This window comes from Synoicihabitans lomoniglobus (genome assembly GCF_029023725.1).
Lineage (GTDB): Bacteria > Verrucomicrobiota > Verrucomicrobiia > Opitutales > Opitutaceae > Actomonas > Actomonas lomonigloba.
In genome coordinates this window covers 745277-763106 of sequence record NZ_CP119075.1, presented here as the reverse complement: position 1 = coordinate 763106, position 17830 = coordinate 745277, and the positions used below count along the sequence as shown (strand labels likewise).

At 57.3% G+C, this 17830-nt stretch carries 16 protein-coding genes; 5 read left to right on the top strand and 11 right to left on the bottom strand.

From position 1 onward, the window contains the following. Positions 1 to 75: 75 nt before the first annotated feature. Entirely contained in the window at positions 76 to 969 is an 894-nt protein-coding gene (locus PXH66_RS02830) for a sulfurtransferase (RefSeq protein ID WP_330932213.1), read from the bottom strand. A 40-nt stretch (positions 970 to 1009) separates the two neighbouring features. Between PXH66_RS02830 and PXH66_RS02825 the strand changes: the two genes are divergently transcribed. Further along, a complete protein-coding gene (locus tag PXH66_RS02825) occupies positions 1010 to 1510 on the top strand; it encodes a YchJ family protein (protein ID WP_330930311.1) in 501 nt (166 codons plus the stop codon). Between the two features lie 10 nt (positions 1511 to 1520). Here the strand turns inward: PXH66_RS02825 and PXH66_RS02820 are convergent, their stop codons facing one another. Then, positions 1521 to 3005 carry an NAD(P)/FAD-dependent oxidoreductase gene (locus PXH66_RS02820; RefSeq protein ID WP_345784018.1) on the bottom strand — a complete coding sequence of 495 codons (1485 nt, stop codon included), beginning with the start codon at positions 3003 to 3005 and terminating at the stop codon, positions 1521 to 1523. 139 nt (positions 3006 to 3144) lie between these two features. Between PXH66_RS02820 and PXH66_RS02815 the strand changes: the two genes are divergently transcribed. After that, the gene (locus PXH66_RS02815; RefSeq protein ID WP_330930309.1) at positions 3145 to 4629 is read left to right on the top strand and encodes a hypothetical protein; all 1485 of its coding nucleotides are present in this window, start codon (positions 3145 to 3147) and stop codon (positions 4627 to 4629) included. Between the two features lie 56 nt (positions 4630 to 4685). Here PXH66_RS02815 and PXH66_RS02810 read toward each other — a convergent pair whose 3' ends face one another. Together PXH66_RS02810 and PXH66_RS02805 are read right to left on the bottom strand one after the other, a co-directional pair. Beyond that, positions 4686 to 6083 (bottom strand): MFS transporter, encoded by a 1398-nt coding sequence (locus PXH66_RS02810; RefSeq protein WP_330930308.1) that lies wholly within the window; start codon positions 6081 to 6083, stop codon positions 4686 to 4688. A 76-nt stretch (positions 6084 to 6159) separates the two neighbouring features. Beyond that, positions 6160 to 6720, bottom strand: a complete 561-nt coding sequence (locus PXH66_RS02805) for a flavodoxin family protein (RefSeq protein ID WP_345781738.1) — start codon at positions 6718 to 6720, stop codon at positions 6160 to 6162. A gap of 167 nt (positions 6721 to 6887) precedes the next feature. Here PXH66_RS02805 and PXH66_RS02800 point away from each other — a divergent pair, with 167 nt between their 5' ends. Next, entirely contained in the window at positions 6888 to 7748 is an 861-nt protein-coding gene (locus tag PXH66_RS02800) for a TraB/GumN family protein (RefSeq protein ID WP_330930306.1), read from the top strand. 13 nt (positions 7749 to 7761) lie between these two features. Here the strand turns inward: PXH66_RS02800 and PXH66_RS02795 are convergent, their stop codons facing one another. From PXH66_RS02795 to msrA, 3 genes are all read right to left on the bottom strand, one after another. Further along, positions 7762 to 8880: a Gfo/Idh/MocA family protein gene (locus PXH66_RS02795; protein ID WP_330930305.1), complete on the bottom strand. Its 1119-nt coding sequence runs from the start codon at positions 8878 to 8880 to the stop codon at positions 7762 to 7764. Between the two features lie 117 nt (positions 8881 to 8997). After that, a complete protein-coding gene (locus PXH66_RS02790; protein WP_330930304.1) occupies positions 8998 to 9543 on the bottom strand; it encodes a DUF6265 family protein in 546 nt (181 codons plus the stop codon). Continuing rightward, complete coding sequence (gene msrA, locus PXH66_RS02785) at positions 9540 to 10112, bottom strand: peptide-methionine (S)-S-oxide reductase MsrA (RefSeq protein WP_330930303.1); 573 nt, start codon at positions 10110 to 10112, stop codon at positions 9540 to 9542. Before msrA ends, PXH66_RS02790 begins: the two co-directional genes overlap by 4 nt. Before the next feature lie 216 nt (positions 10113 to 10328). Here msrA and rpsR point away from each other — a divergent pair, with 216 nt between their 5' ends. Next, positions 10329 to 10523, top strand: a complete 195-nt coding sequence (rpsR, locus tag PXH66_RS02780; RefSeq protein WP_330930302.1) for a 30S ribosomal protein S18 — start codon at positions 10329 to 10331, stop codon at positions 10521 to 10523. Positions 10524 to 10680: 157 nt separating this feature from the next. Here rpsR and PXH66_RS02775 read toward each other — a convergent pair whose 3' ends face one another. Genes PXH66_RS02775 through PXH66_RS02765 form a run of 3 tightly spaced genes read right to left on the bottom strand, consistent with a single transcriptional unit; the run spans position 10681 to position 14738 of the window. Continuing rightward, positions 10681 to 12882: a GumC family protein gene (locus PXH66_RS02775; RefSeq protein ID WP_330930301.1), complete on the bottom strand. Its 2202-nt coding sequence runs from the start codon at positions 12880 to 12882 to the stop codon at positions 10681 to 10683. A 20-nt stretch (positions 12883 to 12902) separates the two neighbouring features. Beyond that, complete coding sequence (locus PXH66_RS02770) at positions 12903 to 13559, bottom strand: polysaccharide biosynthesis/export family protein (protein ID WP_330930300.1); 657 nt, start codon at positions 13557 to 13559, stop codon at positions 12903 to 12905. A 24-nt stretch (positions 13560 to 13583) separates the two neighbouring features. After that, entirely contained in the window at positions 13584 to 14738 is a 1155-nt protein-coding gene (locus PXH66_RS02765) for an outer membrane beta-barrel protein (protein WP_330930299.1), read from the bottom strand. A gap of 667 nt (positions 14739 to 15405) precedes the next feature. Here PXH66_RS02765 and PXH66_RS02760 point away from each other — a divergent pair. Then, positions 15406 to 16665 (top strand): tetratricopeptide repeat protein, encoded by a 1260-nt coding sequence (locus tag PXH66_RS02760; RefSeq protein ID WP_330930298.1) that lies wholly within the window; start codon positions 15406 to 15408, stop codon positions 16663 to 16665. Positions 16666 to 16688: 23 nt separating this feature from the next. Here the strand turns inward: PXH66_RS02760 and hisC are convergent, their stop codons facing one another. Continuing rightward, positions 16689 to 17783 carry a histidinol-phosphate transaminase gene (gene hisC / locus PXH66_RS02755; protein ID WP_330930297.1) on the bottom strand — a complete coding sequence of 365 codons (1095 nt, stop codon included), beginning with the start codon at positions 17781 to 17783 and terminating at the stop codon, positions 16689 to 16691. Positions 17784 to 17830: the final 47 nt, after the last annotated feature.

Genomic DNA, 17830 nt, shown 5'->3' with positions numbered 1-17830 from the left:
CGGGCTCGCCGGTCACGGCGGCGCGGAATCCCGTGACCGTCTCAAGAGACGCGGCGGTTGCGCCGCAGAACCGCCCTACCTTGATCCCGTCGCCACTGGACGACTCGGATCGGCCACCCATTCGCTCCAAGATCCGGCATAGAGCTTGGAGCCCGTAAGGCCAGCGTGCTCCATCGCAAGTAAGTTGGCACACGCGGTGATCCCCGAGCCGCATTGATGGATCACCGTCGCCGGTTTGCGGTCGCCCAGGATTCGGCTGAAGGCCTCGGCCAGCTCCGACGCGGGACGAAACGACGTATCAGTTTGGAGGTTGTCTTGGAAAAAACGATTGGCCGCGCCAGGGATGTGCCCTGCCACCGGATCCAGCGGCTCCACCTCTCCCCGGTAGCGGGCGGGGGCACGGGCATCGATCACGAGTTGTGCGCCTTCGGCCAAATTAGCCACCACGTCGTCCGTCGTTAGCACCATCGATTCATCCACGTTGATCGAAAGTTGACCAGCCACCGGCGTAGTTGTCTCAGCCGTGACGGGCCGATGCTCCGCGAGCCATTTCGGCCAACCGCCATCCAGCACCCTCACGCCGTCAAAGCCAATCCAACGCGCCATCCACCAAAGGCGAGCCGCGTATTGGCCCCCGACATCGTCATAGGCGAAGACTCGCGTGGAGGCGGACACACCACCGCGTTCGAGAAACGCGGCGAACGCCGACGGCGGCGGCAACGGATGACGGCCGTTGGTGCCATTCTTGGCCCCCGAGAGATCCGTATCCACGCCAGCGAACTGCGCCCCCGCGATATGACTCTCGGTGAACCGTTTCAATCCACTCTCCGGATCGGTCAAATCGTGCCGACAGTCGAAGATGACCACGTCGGGTTGCTGTAAAAGGTCATTGAGTTCGGCGGTGCTGATCAGCATGACCGCATCTATAACCTCTCCCTGGCGTGCGGGAACGACAAACGTCTCCGGCATGCGATCCTGGCATCACTCACCATTCTAAGAACCTAGCACCGTGTCCGAACCCACTCCCCTCACCTCTTCCGATCCCTGCCCTTGCGGCAGCGGCGCGCCCTATGGCGATTGCTGCGACCCGATCATCAAAGGCGTCAAAACCGCCGAAACCGCCGAGCAACTCATGCGGTCGCGCTACACCGGGCACGTCGTCCACGCCTACCAGTATTTGCACGACACCTACGCCGAAACGGCGGGCACCCCACTCGTCGAGGAGGAGTATGGCAACGACATCACCTGGACCAAACTCGAGGTTCACAGCCACACGCCCAACGTTCGCCCCGGCGTGTCCTTGGTCGATTTTTCCGCTCACTATGAGGAGCGCGGCCAAGCCGGCGTGATGCACGAAAAATCCGAGTTCAAACAAGTCGACGGGCAGTGGCTGTTCATTCGCCCACTCCGCGAAGGCCCCGCCCCGGTGGTGGCGGCCCCCAAAGTCGGCCGCAACGATCCCTGCCCCTGCGGCTCCGGCAAGAAATACAAGAAGTGCTGCGGCGCTTGAAGCCGACCGCTCAACGATCCCGATCAACCGAGCGGTCGATCGTGCGGGGAACCATCCGCCCGCCGGACTCGGGGTCGGTGGCCTCTTGCCCGCGGCGAACTTCCTCATGGTATTCCGCATCGGTGTTGACGCGCCACAGGTCGAAGTCGCGGGCGGTCAAATTTTTGGCCGCCAGCAGACCGGTCATCATGGAGTGGTCCTGGTTGTTGTAACGGTGCATGCCGTTGCGCCCGACCACCTGCAGATTGGTTAAAGTGCCGAGGAACTCGCGGATCGTATCCACCCGTGAGCGATACTCGGCGTCATAGACCGGATACGCCTTCTCCATGCGCACGACCACACCTTCGCGCACCCGACCCGGCTCGATGAGGTTGAGTTGCGCGAGCTCTGCTTTTCCCAATTCAACGAGTTCGGCATCGGACATCGTCCACAGCCCATCCCCTTCGAAACAGAAATATTCGAGCCCCAGGCACGTGGCATTGTCTTCGGCCACCATGGCCTCGCTCCAGTTGCGATAGTTTTGGATCCGCCCCAGGAGCACGTCGGGATCATGAATGTAAATCCAGTTGTCCGGGAACGGATTTTCCCCGTCCACGATGAGAGCAACCGTGAGAAAATCCCGATATGACAACTGTCGGGCGGCTTCGCGAATTGCGGCCGGGGCGGGAGGATCAAGCGCCATGACTGATTCACGCAACGGCATGGAGAGGACAAACGCGTCGCCCTCATAGCGCTCCACCGCCCCGGCTGGGGCAGTGCACTCGACCGCGATAACACGACCGTTGCGATGGTCGATGCGGGTCACCCCGCGATCGAGCAGCACGCGTCCTTGCGCCGCCCGCACGTCGTCGGCCGCTTTTTCCCACATCTGCCCGGGGCCGAACCGTGGATAAGCGAACGTGTCGATCAACGTTTTGACCACTTCCCCACGGTTTTTACCCCGCGGCCGAAAGGCATCGATGAGCGCGCGGGAGAGCGACAGTCCCTTGATTCGCTGCGCCGCCCAATCCGCACTGATCTGATGGGTGGGAATGCCCCAAACTTTCTCGGTATAGGTGCGAAAAAAGATCTCAAACAAGCGTCGGCCGAAGCGATTGACCACCCAGTCTTCGAACGAAACCTCCGACCGCACGGGACGCAGGCGAGCCCAAGCATAACTCAATCCGCACAGACCGCTGGTCCACACGCCCAGATTGCCCAACGCATTCATGGGCCGCAGCGGGTAATCGTAGAATTTCCGGCGATACAGAATCCGCGACAAACGGCGCACTTGAATGAACTCGCCAGGCAGTCGCTTTTTCCACCAGCGATTGATCTCTTCGCTTTTGCTGAAAAAACGGTGTCCCCCGATATCGAAACGCCATCCCTGATAGCGGACAGTGCGGGAAATGCCTCCCACGTAGACCGGATCCTTCTCCAACACCGTCACTGTCCACGCCCCACTTTCCTGCGCTGCACAGGCCGTGGTGAGTCCCGCCGGGCCGGCTCCGACCACGACTAAGGTTTGTTTCGGGCCCGTCATCGTCCGGAAGCACACCAATGCGAACGAATCGTGCAATGCCCAATATCTTACGACTGATTCGTTTACCAAATCTCGCCACCGCCGCCGAAGTGCCCACGATCTCTGCGCAACGATGCGATTGCCTCTCCTCGTCTCCCGTTTGCTCCAAAACTATCCGCTGCTCGGTCTCGTCGTGTGTGCAGTCGCCGCCATGGGATTCAACTTTCCCCGGCTGACCGGAGGGCAGTTCAACTGGATCGAGTCCCACCATATCGCGGCCGCGCTGCTGGAAGGTCGGGGATTCAGTGATCCGTTCAATGGACAGACCGGCCCGACAGCCTGGGTGCCACCGGTGTTTGTCTGGATCGCAGCCGCCATCTTCGCGGTGGCCGGGATCAAGACACCACTCGCCGCGGCGGTGCTGCTGGGACTAACCGTCATCGGCCACGCTGCGGTGCACGCCGTGTTGGTCGCGTGCATTGATCCCGCGGCTCGGCGTATGCGTCGTTTGGTGAGTTGTTTGTATCTGAGCGCCGTCGTCCTGATGCCCAATGGTCCCTTTCAACTTGCGAGCGAAAATTGGCTGCAAGTGCTGCTGCCCGTAACTTTGGTTTGGGCGGCTTTGGCCCACCGCAGGAACCCCGATCGCAAAGCGGGCCTAACGCTTGCGGCCCTCGCAATCGTCGGACCGCTGGCCCATGCCGGATTCGCCGTGGCATTGGCGCTAACCTTACTGGGCATGTTTTTCTTCGATCTGCGGGAGCGACGGTCTTGGGCGATCGCGCTGCGCCCGGTCATGGCAGCCCTGCTCACCGTGCTGACAATCGGGGCATGGACGGTGCGCAATACCATGGCCTTGGACCGCGTCATCCCGTTGAAGTCGAACTTCTGGTTTGAGATGCACCTGGCCAACGTCGCTTCGGCCAATGGGCTCCCCCGAACGGAAGAAGTGCTGCGAGAGATGCCCTTCTTCAACACCGCGCAATTCAACCGCTACGCCACCCTCGGCGAAGTCGCCTACGTGGATAGCTTCCGCGAGCCGACCATAGCGGCGTTGGAGGCCGATCCCGGCGCTTTTCGACGGAAGGTGATGCGTCGGGCGATGAACGCGTTCGTTTATCTGGATTCCAGCAGTGGCAGTGAAATCACGGCATTGACTTTCACCGCCATGGACCAGCGTCGCATCGCCGCCACGGGTATGTTGCAACCGGTCGACGGTTCGCGGTTTTCCTATTGGCACAGGATCGACCTGCCCCCCACCGAGGCGTGGGCGACCTTGAATGCGCTGCACCTTGACGATTTCGAAGGCGTTTGGAGCGACTGGTCGGCACGTCATCTCAAGCACATGGAAGCCCACTACAGTGCGCTCGCCCTCGCGTTGGGCTTTGCATTCGCCGGACTGCCCACCTTGGCCTGGTTCGGCCTGTTGCTTGCCGGCCGCGGGAAGCTCCCACCAATTGCCGGATGGGCGACTCTGGGAATCGTCGGATTGTTGCTACCCTACGTATTGATCAATCACAGCGCGCGCCACCAGGGCCCGTTGCTGGGGTTACAGGTCATCATCGTCGCCGCATGCATCAACGCATGGTGCGATCGCTGGGGGGCAGCGTCGCACTGAAACGATGATTGCAGAATCGGCAGCGACGACCGATCAGGCGACGGGATGACCATCGATCATTCGGTCGCAGTGCGGCGCTCGGCGAGGGCGGTTTCGATTTCCGCCATCTTTTTGGCGTCGAGCGGGTAGACCCAGATGGCCAACGCTTTGCCCAGAGCAAAAATCGCCGGGATGACGGAGAACATCAGCGTGATTCCGAAGATGGATCGCTCGGTCTGGGTCTCATTGGCGACGAAGCCGAAGTATGCCATCAACCCGCCCGCCAGAGAACCGGCGATCATGCTGCCCGTCTTGAGGGAAAAGAGCGAGGCCGAGTGAATGAGTCCCGTTGAACGACGGCCGAACTTGTATTCACCGTAGGCTGCAACATCCCCATACATGGACCAGATTATGGCGGCCGTGGGGCCAAACATGAACGTGCCCGCCGCGTTCACGACGACCATCAGTGCAAAACTGTCCGCCGGTATGAAGTAGAAGGAAAAAATACTCAGCGCCGTGCCCACGCACATCATCACCGCCAGGGGTTTTTTATCGAAATTGCGGAGGAAGAATCCGACGCACAAAATTCCGGCCACGTTGCAGAGCTTGCCCGAAGCCAGAAACAGGGAGGCTTGGTCAAATACCCAGAAGACCTTCTCGTCGGATATCCCCACGACATATTTAAAGTAGTGGAAGGTCACGGAATCGCGCATAACGTAAAACGTTGTCGAACACACCGCCCCGTAAAACAGGATGACCCAGGGCTTGTTTTGAATGAGCTCACTCAACTCCTCACCCAAGTTGTGTTTTTGCCCCGGCGGCGGCTGCACGCGCTCCCGCGTGGTGGCGAAGGTGACCAGGAACAGCGCCACCGAAAGCACCGCAAACAGAGCCATGGTGTATTGGAACCCTTGAATTTCGTTACCGGCTCCCAGTTTTTCCACCAACGGCCGCACAAAGAGGGATATCAAAAATCCCCCGCCGAACGCACCGACAAACCGAAAATTTGATGCGACCCGCCGGGCGTTGGATGACGGGCTGAGCACGCCCATGAGCGAACAATACGGCACATTGATCGCCGTATAGGCCAACATCATCAGCGAATACGTGATGTAGGCGTAGACGAGCTTGCCCGCATCATCGAAATCCGGGTTGGCGAAAATAAGGTATCCGCAGATACCATACGGCAATGCCATCCACAACAGGTAGGGACGGTATTTTCCCCAACGCGTGTTGGTGCGGTCGGCGATGGCCCCCATGGCCGGGTCGGTGAACGCATCGACCAAGCGCGTGACAAAGAACATGGTCGAGGCCGCCGCCGGGGCGATGCCGAACACATCCGTGTAATAGTAGAGGAGAAAGATTCCGAACGTCTGGAAAAAGAAGTTCGACGCCATGTCGCCAAGGCCGAAGCCAACGTTCTCCGAAAATGACAGACGCCCATCCTTGGATGGGGCTTCAGGGGTTTGGGGCATGGCGCGAAACTACGAACCCGCTCCCATCGAACAAGCGTTTAACTGCCGGATATGCGGTCCACGATAAGCACGCCGTTCACCGCGGCCAGGGAAAGCGCGGGCGACTCGATTTGAGCGGGTGCTCTTCCGGGCGACCGTCGATGAATACGGCGACCCACTCGGCCAACCGTTGCCCGAGGCGGCGACAGGCTTCGATTTCGGACTCCGAACGCGGTTCGCCCGCCACGGTGGCACCGTAATGGAGGGTGAAGCCCTGCGCCACGTAGTCGGTCACGCCAAACACCAGGAACCCGTAGTTCATGAGTATGGTGTTGAGCGTCTGGCAGGTCAGCTCGGCACCCCCACTCCAACCGCCCTGCGTCGCGAAGGCGCAGCCCAGTTTGCCGTCAATCTCCGCCCACGCGGGCTGCACCGTCACGTCCCAGAATTTTTTCATCTCCCACGGCACCGTGCCCATGTTGGTCGGCGCCCCCAACGCGATGCCATCACACCATTTTACATCCTCCAACGTGGCATCGGCGACATTGACCGTGCGCACCTCGGTTTGCGGAATGCGCGCCGCACCGGCGGCAACTTCCGTGGCCATTTTGGCGGTGTTACCGCTGGCGGTAAAATAAAGGACGAGGACTTTTCCCATACCGGTGACGGTGTTCGCCGCCCCGTCTTCGATCAAGGAGAACGCTGCAGCGCGCGGCGGACGGTGAGCGTGACTGTTGAGCAGACCAAAGTCCCCACCGGTTTGGCGTGCACTCTCCACTCCGCCCCGTTGGGGTATCGCTTGATCGCTTCCGCGATCGTCAGCCGATGAAATCCATTATACTTTCCGTCTTGTGCTGCACCCTAGTCACGACGCTTGTCGCTGACTCTCCAGTTTGGAAAGCCACGCAGGGACCCCATACCGTTTATCTCGGCGGCACGATGCACTTGCTGCGCAAACGTGATCTCCCGTTGCCCGATGTCTACGATCAGGCCTACGCCGCAGCCGATGCGGTTTACTTCGAAACCGACCTGGCAGTCCTCGAATCGGAAAAATTCCAACGGGCCATGCTGCACTACCTGACCTACCACGACGGGAAGACGTTGGATGACGTGCTGCAACCCGACACCATCAACGCCCTGAAGAAGTATTTGGAATTTCGGGGACTGCCTTACGAGAGTTTCAAAACGTTCAAGGTCGGTCTGCTCAACATCACCTTGGCCATGCTCGAATACGGTCGCATCGGGGTGAATGAACCCGGGGTCGACCAACGTTACCACGACCGGGCGATAGCTGACGGGAAAAAACTGGGCTTCTTGGAAACGCCTGAAGAACAACTCCGGTTCCTTCTGGAGCTCGGCAAAGGGCAGGAGGATGAGCTGCTGCTCTACACCCTCGACGATATGGATGAACTGCGCAAAACCACGCGCGTTTTGATCAAAGCGTGGCGCGAGGGAGATCTGGCATTAATGAATCGGGAGCTCATCGGACCGATGAAGACGGAGTTCCCGGACACCTACGCCATGATGCTCGCCAATCGCAATGCGGCGTGGCTGCCCCGAATCGACGAAATGATCAAAAGCCCCGAAGTTGAACTACTGCTGGTGGGCGCGCTGCATCTGGGAGGGGCTGACGGTCTCATCGCCGGGCTGAAGGCCAAAGGCTACACCCTGAGCGAAGTCCACTAATCACACATCTTCATCAGGCATAACGCACCAGCTCACGGCGACCGCTGGCCATCGCTCGATAAATTGCCTCAATGATGCACATGTCACGGCGCCCCATCTCACCGTTCACTTTCGATTCGCGATTTTCTTTCACGCATAGCGCGAAGTCATCCATCTGCGCGGCCTGCTGATTGAACGGGGGAAAGCTCAGCTCGCCACGCGCACTCGTCGACGCTTTCAAACCGCGGTAACCAAACGCGGGGCCGACTTGATACCATCCCTTCGCGGCTTCGGCGCGGAACTGGTTGCCGTTGTCATTGTAACTCGTGTAGCCGCGGCACCGTTCGCCGCGTGGAAACTCCATAGTCCATTCGAGCGTTTCCTCGACGTCCTTGAAAAACTCCGGCCGCGACTTATGGAGCGATTTCGCGGTAACGGCCACCGGCGGTTGCTCACCTGCGGCCATGAGAGCGGCTTGGATGATGTAAACGCCCAGGTCCATGAGCGGACCGCCCCCGGCCAGCCCGTGTTCGGCCCGCCACTGCGGATTACGCATCACAAAGCTGAAGTTGCCATCCATCCGGGCAAAGGGGCCAAACTCCTCCGATGCCGCCAAGCGCCGCAGCTCCGCGTGATACGGATCGAAGTGGAGCCGATACCCCAAAGACAGTTTCACGTCCTGTTTTTGACACGCTGCGATCACTTGGTCCGCTTCGGCGACGGAGACGGTGAACGGTTTCTCGCTCACCACGTGTTTTCCCGCCTGCGCGGCTTTGATGCAGTGTTCCGCATGCAGGGCGTTGGGCGTGACCGCGTAAACGATATCTATGTCCGGATTATCGGCCATGCGATCCATCGTGTCGTAATCGTAGATCGACGATGCGGGGAAACCATAGTCTCGCGCCCACTGAGCCCCTTTGGCGGCATCGCCGGTGACCACGCCTACAAGTCGACAATGCTGCGTTTCGCGGAGCGCCGGTCCGAGCTGGTGAGTTGCGTAGTTGCCCAGCCCCACCAGCACGACCCCGAGTTTGCGGTCGGAGCCTGTGACTGCCAGGAGTCCGCGAGGGAGACTGAGTGCGGCCGCCGTAAAGGAAGCGGTGCGAAGAAAGGCGCGGCGTGAGACGGCAGATAAATCCAGGGGCGATGACATGCGCTCATTGAGCTCAGCCTCGTGCTTCAGCGCGATCTTTTGCGTCGTGGGTCTCGGCAATCGTTGAACACTCCGAAGTCAGTCCGTTTCGCCCGATCGAGATCGTTAATCGCCCGATCAACGACTCCCGCCTTCAACCAGCGGAACCGGCTTGAGCACCATGACATCGATCCGGTGCGAACTATCGCGGCGCTTGACCTGCAGGTGAGTGGCCACACTGCCATCGGCTGACCGCACGTAGGACAACCCTTCGAAGTGGACCGCGTTGGGTTCCACTTTGACCAACCGAAACGTGAGGGAATCGTTGCCGTCGTCCCAGATCCCAAGATCCGGACCGAGGTGCTTGAGCCGCAACTCCAGCGTGCCCTCGACTTCCAAAATCACGCAGGTCTCATACAGCGTGACCACCCCGTTGTGCTCGAGACGCACGAGTCCAGCCATACCGCCGCCCGACGGGGAGCTCCACATCTCCTCAATTTCTCCACCAAATCCCGCGCCGACCCGACGCCCTTCGAGCCACGCCACATCCTCGACGGTCGCGGATGGACTGGACTGCCCTTCTCCGAGATGGAAAACGCTTGGCTCCGGAACCGGTTCTGAACGAACAACGAAGCCACTCGCCAACAGCAACCCGAGTCCGATGCAGATACGGATTCGATTCACGGGTATTTAAGTCCCAGTTTATCGAGCTTTTTATAAGCGATACTTCGGACGTAGGAATGGTTCGGATTCAGTCTCACAAAATCCTGATGGTAGTCCTCGGCGGGGTAAAACGTGTCGAGCATCACGATCTCGGTCACGATTCGTTTATCGAACCGGGCCCGTGCGGCGCCACGCGAGGCCTTGGCAATCTCAAGCTGTTCGTCGTTGTGGGCGAGAATGATGCTGCGGTATTGAGGGCCAAAGTCGGGCCAAACACCACGAGGATCGGTGACGTCATGAGTTTTCCAAAAGTAATCGATCAAGTCACGATAGCTCGTTTGGTCGGGGTCGAACGTGATCTGCACCACCTCAGCGTGTCCGGTTTGCCCGTAACTGACTTGTTTGTAGGTGGGATTTACCTCCGGACCGCCGGCATAGCCGGAAACCACGTTCAAAACCCCCGGGAGTTGCTCATAAATCGCTTCCACGCACCAGAAACACCCCGCGCCCAGTGTGGCCTTTTGTGGCTCGGCCCCTTGCGAAACAGAAATTCCGGCGGCGCACAGGAAAACAGCAATCAGTCGTTTCATGGCAGATATGACGCGCAGGTTACCGCATCTATTCCCTGTGACAACGAACCAGCGCATTTAAGCACCGGGAACCGAAGGCACCGCTCGGTGCCGACTGGTCCGGGTAATTCTCATTCTCACTGACGGGGCCTTAAGCGACACCTCCCCAGACTCGGCTCCAAAAAGCCGATTGACAGCGCGAGGTGAAAACAGCTTTAGTCCGCCTCTTTTTCCGTTATGAGCACTTCCGAAGAAACCCAACAAAGCATCACGCCGGCGGAGATTCCGTTCACCACACCGCAGGAGCTGAAGCAATACACGACCGACACCGGTAAAATTTTGCCGCGTAAATACACGCACCTCTCCGCTAAAGAGCAGCGTCGTATCACCAAGACGGTCAAGCGTGCGCGCAACTTGCTCTTCGCGCAATAAGCGAGATTCCCGCTAAAATTTCGAAGCCGGAACCCTAAACGGTTCCGGCTTTTTCGTGTCTCGTAAACTAAGAGCTGGGCAGACTCCGGCAGGGTCAACGGAAGCGAGCTAGCCGCTCCCCGTCCCCGGGGTCGGACCGCCGTCGGCCCGGCAAAAATTAACGCTCTTCTCCCTCTTCGTTTTTCGACACTACGACGTAGTAGTCCTTGTAGGACTTATCGTAATACTGGGCGTAGTAGTAACCGGACACGGCCAAATTCAAGCCGTTTAGCACAGAACCCAACACAGGAACATTGCTTTCAAGGAGCTTCTTCGCGGCGAATTGCGCGGCTTTGCGACGCACTTTGTTGAAGAAAATCGTGAATAGCGAGCCATCCACTAGCGGCAGAATGATCATCGCATCACTCACTGCGGCCAAAGGAGGCGTGTCGATGAACACGCGATCGTAGCGCTTGCGCAGATCGGCTATCAATTGCTCGAAACTGCGGCTATTTAGCACATGCGTGGGATTTTTTGCCCGACCGCCGGTCGTAATCACGTCCATATTCGGAAATACGTCCTTGATCACAACTTCGTCTAACGAGGAGGTCCCGCCAATGACGTCGATCACGCCTTTCACGTTCTCTAGCTGCAGGGTTTTGTGAATGTTCGGTTTACGCAGATCGCAGTCCACCACGACCACCTTTTCACCGTGCGCCGCAAAAGTGAGCGCCAAGTTGGTCGTCGTGAAGGATTTTCCTTCACCCGGAATCGTGCTGGTAGTCAGAATACATTTCGCATTTTTGGACTCTTCCTTCAGGCGAAGAGCCGAGTGCAGCGTCAAAAATGCTTCAGCCACCTGACGGTCCGTGTTGTTCGCGACTACTTGGGCCTTCTCGACCGGATCCATCTTTTTGATCTGCGGAATAATTCCGATCAGTGGCAGACCAATAACGGATTCGATATCGAACGAGCTTTTAACCCGATCATCGATGAACGCGACAAAGAAGGCGAAGGCCAAACCAAGACCCACGCCGCCGACTAAACCCAACCCCAAGTTCATCATGACGTTCGGTGAAATATACCCGCCCTCGCCTGAAGGCTGCGCTAAATCAATCTTTCGCGCATTTTGGTTGTCCATGGACGTCCCCAAAGATGTTTCCCGCATACGGGACACGATATGATCGTGGAGTTCCTTGTTAATGATGTATTCTCGCTCTTTTGCATCATACGCAACGGCTGCACGGCTCAAGGCCAACGATTCACTCTCCTGGGTGCTCAGTGCATTCCTCGCCTCTGTCAGGCTCTCACGGGCGGCTTCGTATTGTGCGGAAATCTGATTCATCACTCCCCTAATGGCGCCCGACAGTTCGCGTTCGGTCTGTTCAAGCTTGCGCCGTGCCTCAACCATGCGCGGATGTTTTTCGCGGTAGCGCTCCTGTAACTCGGCAATCGCAATTTTCTCCGCAGAAATTTGCTGTTTCAGTGAGCCAATGTGGGGATCAGCTGCGACGAAAGGAAGGTCCGAAATCGCAACCAAATCGCCATTCCGTTGCTTGAGCTGATTCCATCGAACTTCAATTTCCTTCAACGCCGTCGAAACTTGAGTAAGGTTCATTCCCAGCGCTTTCAGTCGGTCGGTCACGATGTCTCGTCGCTGATCCAAGGAAACCATGTTATTCTTCTCTCGGTAGTCCTGTAGTTCACGTGCTAGTTCGTCTACCTTCTGACGCTGTGATTCGGCGCGCACCTTAAGATCGTCGACCGCTTTAAACGACTCATCGCGACGTTGGCGGTTGTTGTAGTTGATAAATTCATCCACAAAATAATTCGCGACTTTCGCGGCGATAAATCGATCTGGATGGCGATACTGGATTGCTATAACTAGGCTGAGTCGCTGAGGAACAATCGACCTATTCCCCGCTAAAATGCCATGTGGTGAAACGGGGTCATTTTCACCTCCATTCTGATAAGGAGCCAAAAACTGGCGGAGGTCATCGCCGGTCAAACGCTCTGCCACCGTGTTGATCAGATTCGCACTTTCCAGCAGCTTAACTTGAGTGTTCAAGTCTTCGGCACCTCGAATCTGATTATCGACCACGGCCTGTGTTTGCAAAACCGTTGGGTCATCCCGCAGCAACTGCACCGTCGCCGTGGATTGGTAGATGCGAGTCGCATTGGTCGTATAGACCAACGCCGACGAAAACACGACAAGGAAAACGACAATGATATACCAAATTCTTTCCCGCAGAATGAGCAGGTAGTCATTGAAGCTCCGATGCGCCGCGCCTTCAGAGTCGCCATAGCCGCCATAGCCGCCATAGCCGTATTCCGATTGTGAGCCCGATGATGGGCCGGATTCTTTTTCAGCAGGATTCATCAGCGTAGTTACAGAATCAATCAGAGCAAACGCTCCGGGACGTAGATCAAGTCGTCCGTTTCCAAACGCCATTGATTAGCGCTGTCGCCCGCGATGAGATCATCACCGTTAATAATGTGATTTTCGATCTTACCGGACTTCAGCTTTCGCGTGAGCTTGATTTTTCGGCGATCAGCCAAACGGGTAAAACCTCCCGCTCGCGAGATGGCATCCATCAAGTTCAGGCCTTCTTCCCGGGGGAATTCTATTTCCCCAGGACTGGCTACAGACCCGAGCACATTTACCGTGCGGCGCGCATACTCGATGACCACGAGATTGATCTGGGGATTAACCAGATAGTCCCGATCGTAGAGGTCTCGAATCAATCCTTCGGCCGCCCGGATCGTCAGGCCGTCCAAAACGACTCGCCCGATTAAGGGTAGGGATACAACCGACTCGCGCGACATTCGCACCTGACGGTCCATCGTCGGTTCTTGAAAGACCTTCAGCTCGAGCAAATCCAATGGCTGCAACACGTAGTCATCGGAGCGTGAAATGGAGGATGAGTCCATCGGCGTCGAATTTCCATCTTGGGCCGACAGAAAATTCGTTCCGCACAACAGAACAAAGAGAAGGAATCGAAAGGCGCGCATAAAAAAAAGGAAGAAGACCGTCACGGTCTTCTTCCCGATTTTCAATTGGAGATTTCTAGATTCCGCAAATCAGTAACGCAGCAGAGCCGAGAAACTGAAGACCTTATTGTCAAAATCGCTGCCCGCCGTGCCTCCTTGATTCTCCTGGTAGTTGAAGGCACCACGCAGCTGCCAGTAGGCGTTCACAACGTATTCGGCACTCAGAGATCCGGCGTAGAACGTATCGGAAGGTTTCGTGAAGTTATCTAGTTCACGAACAGAGACACGGGATGAGATGGTCAAATCAGGTGAGACTTTGGAGCTCACGCCAACAGCGAAGTCCAAATTTTCTTGAGCGTTACCCGTTCCGGTCGTGTTGAAGTCGTTGCCAGCCGAGAATGTGAAACTGGTCTTGGGCGAATAGGCGTAAGAGAAGTTTGAGGAGAGAGCCAACGAGGTGCGCCCACCACCGGCTTGAATGCTACGATCCACCACACCCACTTTGAACGAACCACTGAGTTTTGGGGTGAAATCTCCGCGCGCGCCAACCGTGTAAGTCCAGTCATCCGAATTCGATGCGGCGCGATCAGTGTCGACCTCACGATATTGAGCGTTGAAGCTCAGGTCCACCTTGGGAGTAAGCTCGTAGAACGCACTGACTGGGATCGACGTCGACAACTGGTCGATAAACGTAGCTTTCTTGTAAGAAGTGTTGGTGTGATTGAAACCAAATCCAAGGGAGGTTTTAGCGGTCACTTCCATCTCATGGTTGACACCAGCGTTAAAAACTTCGCGACCAGAGAGCGTCGGCGACCGCAAATCTACCGTGTTTTGGTTCATCTGGCGATAGGATGCTTTCGCGCTTGTGGTCGACTTTTCATCCTTGTGCTGGATGTTGAACGACACATCAGACAGCTCAGAATCCAAATCATCATTGTCAGAATGGCGAGTAATGGTCTCGACGTAGGCAAACTTACCGCTGACGAGAGCATTCTTACCAAACTCAAACGAAAGACCCGGAGCGAAACGCACGACGGTGTCATCACGAACCGGATTGGCGGGTTGGGTAGCCCCCGGGGCGACGTAATCGCTGCCCAACGTCAAATTGTCATTAAATTCCAAGGTCGCTTTTGCGGTAACAAACAATTCCGCGCTGCTCCCAACCGCCATGAACGGTGCTGCATGCACGGAAGATCCGGCGATGATCGCGCCAAAGGCTGCGGTGATGAGTTTAATCTTATTCATAGGTCGTGGTTAATTGGAGTCCCGGAGATCAAAGGAAAGTTCTTAATCAGGGAAGCAAATTCTTCGTATCGTCGGGTTTAGAGCTGAGGATGAAAAAATTAACTGGCAGTAGGTAAGTCGGGAGAGATTAGAAAAATGTCTGACGTCAACTTTCAAGCCGTAATTGCAAAATACTTGTGAATCAAAAGGCGCTCGACCGCATCCGGAATCTCCAGCATGCATTTTTACTGCACGTTTCATGCCACTAATGCCAAGCGTTAACGCGGATGCCAAACAACCGGAAACCGGGACAACCAAGAAGGTTCTCGTTGGATACCAACGGCTTCTACCTTTTTACGCGTTTCGCTCCTCCTCCGGTTGGAGGATAAAATTCTTCGCCAAACAATGTTTAGCGTGGGTATTTGTGCTCAGTATATCCGCCTACCTCGGAGCGGGGGTATCACTCTACCTCAACGACAGGTATCGTTTGAAGCTCGATGGGATCTCACTGTGGGACCGTCTTTACCCTCCTCGTTGGAGCGATTACCGAGAGGCGCGCGGAAATTCCTACATTGAACAGGCGCATAAGTCCCTGGAAGACGGCAACTTTCCCCGAGCATTCCATCAAATTCGCGCGGGCGTGAGTCGCGCCCCCCGCAATATGGGAGGGAGGAATTTACTCGTTCACATGTTTCAGGCCGCCGATCGACCCGAATTGGCGCGCAACACCCTCGTGGACGGACTCAAATACCACTCAGCCGACCTCGAGTATCTTAACCAGACCTTTTCATTCCTGTTTCTCCGTCAAGAGGACCAGCGCGTCGTCGATTTGGTCAACCACCTCCTCTCCGATTCTCCGGCTTCCGACCCTCGTATCAGCACTTACTTGGGCACCGTTTTGGCGACGGCCTATTTTTATCGAGGCCATTTCGATCAAGCCGAGGATACCATTCGGGCAAACGGCCTGCAATTATCGACGGAAGGCCGTTTTCTGAGTGCTAAAATTGAATGGGATCGCGGTTTTCAGGACTTGGCGGTGGCTCTGATTGCTCAGCTCGCACGAGAGAATCCGCAAAATGCCAACATCTATCGCACTCATATAAAATGGTTGCTTGAGACCGATCAGGCCGACCAAGCACGCCATGCCAGTTTGTTGCGTCGAATCAGCTTTCCGGAACAGCCGCAGCCACGTATCGACCTGCTCTACGCCTACGATCGCATGGATGACGATCAGGCCGTCTCGGAAGAAGCCCTCAGCCTACTCTCCGATTTCCATGACGACGCCAACGCACTTCTCATGCTGGGAGATTTCGCCGCCAATGCCGGACGGCCCAAAATCGCCGAAAAGGTCTACGATCAATGCATCGCAAGCGCCCTGCCCTCCCAGGGCCCCGCATTGATGCTGGTGGAAGCCCACACCGTCGCGGGCAATCACGACCGCTCCATCGCCCTCGCCCGGGAGCTTCTCGAACAGCACCCGGACTGGGAAAAAAGCATGGCCCCGATATTCAATGGCCTCCAAGCCATCGCATTTTTTGCCCTCGGAGACCGCGAATCGTCTTCGCTCTATCTCGACAGCTTCCTGAACCTGCCATCGGTGCGAGCGGAGAACCTGGTCGCGGTCGCCAATCGATTGATCGACGTGGGAGCCGTGGCCGATGCCCGACGCGTGCTGGAACACGCCGTGCGCACGGACCGGCTCAATCAACCCGCTTTGGCCCGACTCATCGAATTCGAATTGGAAGCGACCCAATCCCCGAACCTTCCCTCAAACCTACGCCGCCTGCTCGAAATGCGGCGGCCGTCGCTCAAGCTTTTGAGCTCCGCCTACCAACGTCTGGGGCGCGACCAATTTATCTACCTCCCTTCACGCAACGCGTTGCTCGACGACATTTCCTTGGTGCTTACCGGTAATCCTCTCCCTGGGCGTGCGACCGATCAGCGCTGAAACCGGTCGTCTTTGACCGGTTGCTACGTCGCCAAACTGGCCTCCAACGCCGCCAACATCCGATCATTCTGCTCAGCCGTTCCGATTGTGATTCTCACCCACTCCGGTAAACCGTAAACACCGACCGGCCGCACCACGACGCCTGCCCGCTGCATCCGGTCAAAAACCGCCCGGCCGTCTCTCACGTTCGCCAACAAAAAATTCCCCACACTCGGCACATAAACAACGCCGAGTCGCTTCAGTCCGTCCTCCACCTGCCGGAATCCGGCTCGATTGGCGCGCTGACACGCGGTGACCCAATCTTCATCATCGACCGCCGCCAATGCTCCCGCCTGACCGATCGCATTCACATTGAAGGGTTGCCGGACACGTTGCAGCAGCCCCGCTAATTCGGTCCCGGCACAGGCGTAACCCACGCGTTGGGCCGCCATGCCGAAGATTTTTGAAAACGTCCGCAGGATCACAAGCTTGCGACCAGCCGACCACTCACCGGTCCAATCCGGAGATTCCTCCAAGTATTCCGCATAAGCTTCGTCCACGACCACCACCACATGAGGCGGCATGGTAGCCACCCACGCTTTGACTTCAGCGCCATCGTTGTTCGTCCCCGTGGGATTGTTCGGACACGGCAAAAACACCAACTTCGTGCGCTCCGTGATCGCCGCCGACATCGCCGCGAGGTCATGCACGTGATTCGTCAGCGGCACCTCCACCGGCGTCGCGCCGAACAGCAAGGTCACCAGTTTGTAGACGATGAACGCCGGGGTTCCCATCACCACCTCATCGCCCGGCCGGAGAAAGACATGGCCCAGGAGTTCGATAAGCTCATTGGATCCGTTGCCCACCACGATCTGGCCTGCCTCCACCTTATGGCGCTGCGCCAACCGTTCCCGCAAGGCGATACATCCACCATCCGGATACATGTTGGATTGACCCAAGGCCCGCTGCATCGCGGCCAGCGCCCGCGGCGATGTGCCCAACGGATTCTCGTTCGACGCCAACTTAATGATCCCGGCCGGATCCAGTCCGAGCTCTCGCGCCACATCTTCAATCGGGCGTCCCGGCTCATAGACGGGTTGAGTCAACACACTGGGATTTACGAGATCGGTAAGCTTCACGTCGCCAACCAACACGAATCGACATCGCCGCAAAAGCGAAATAACCA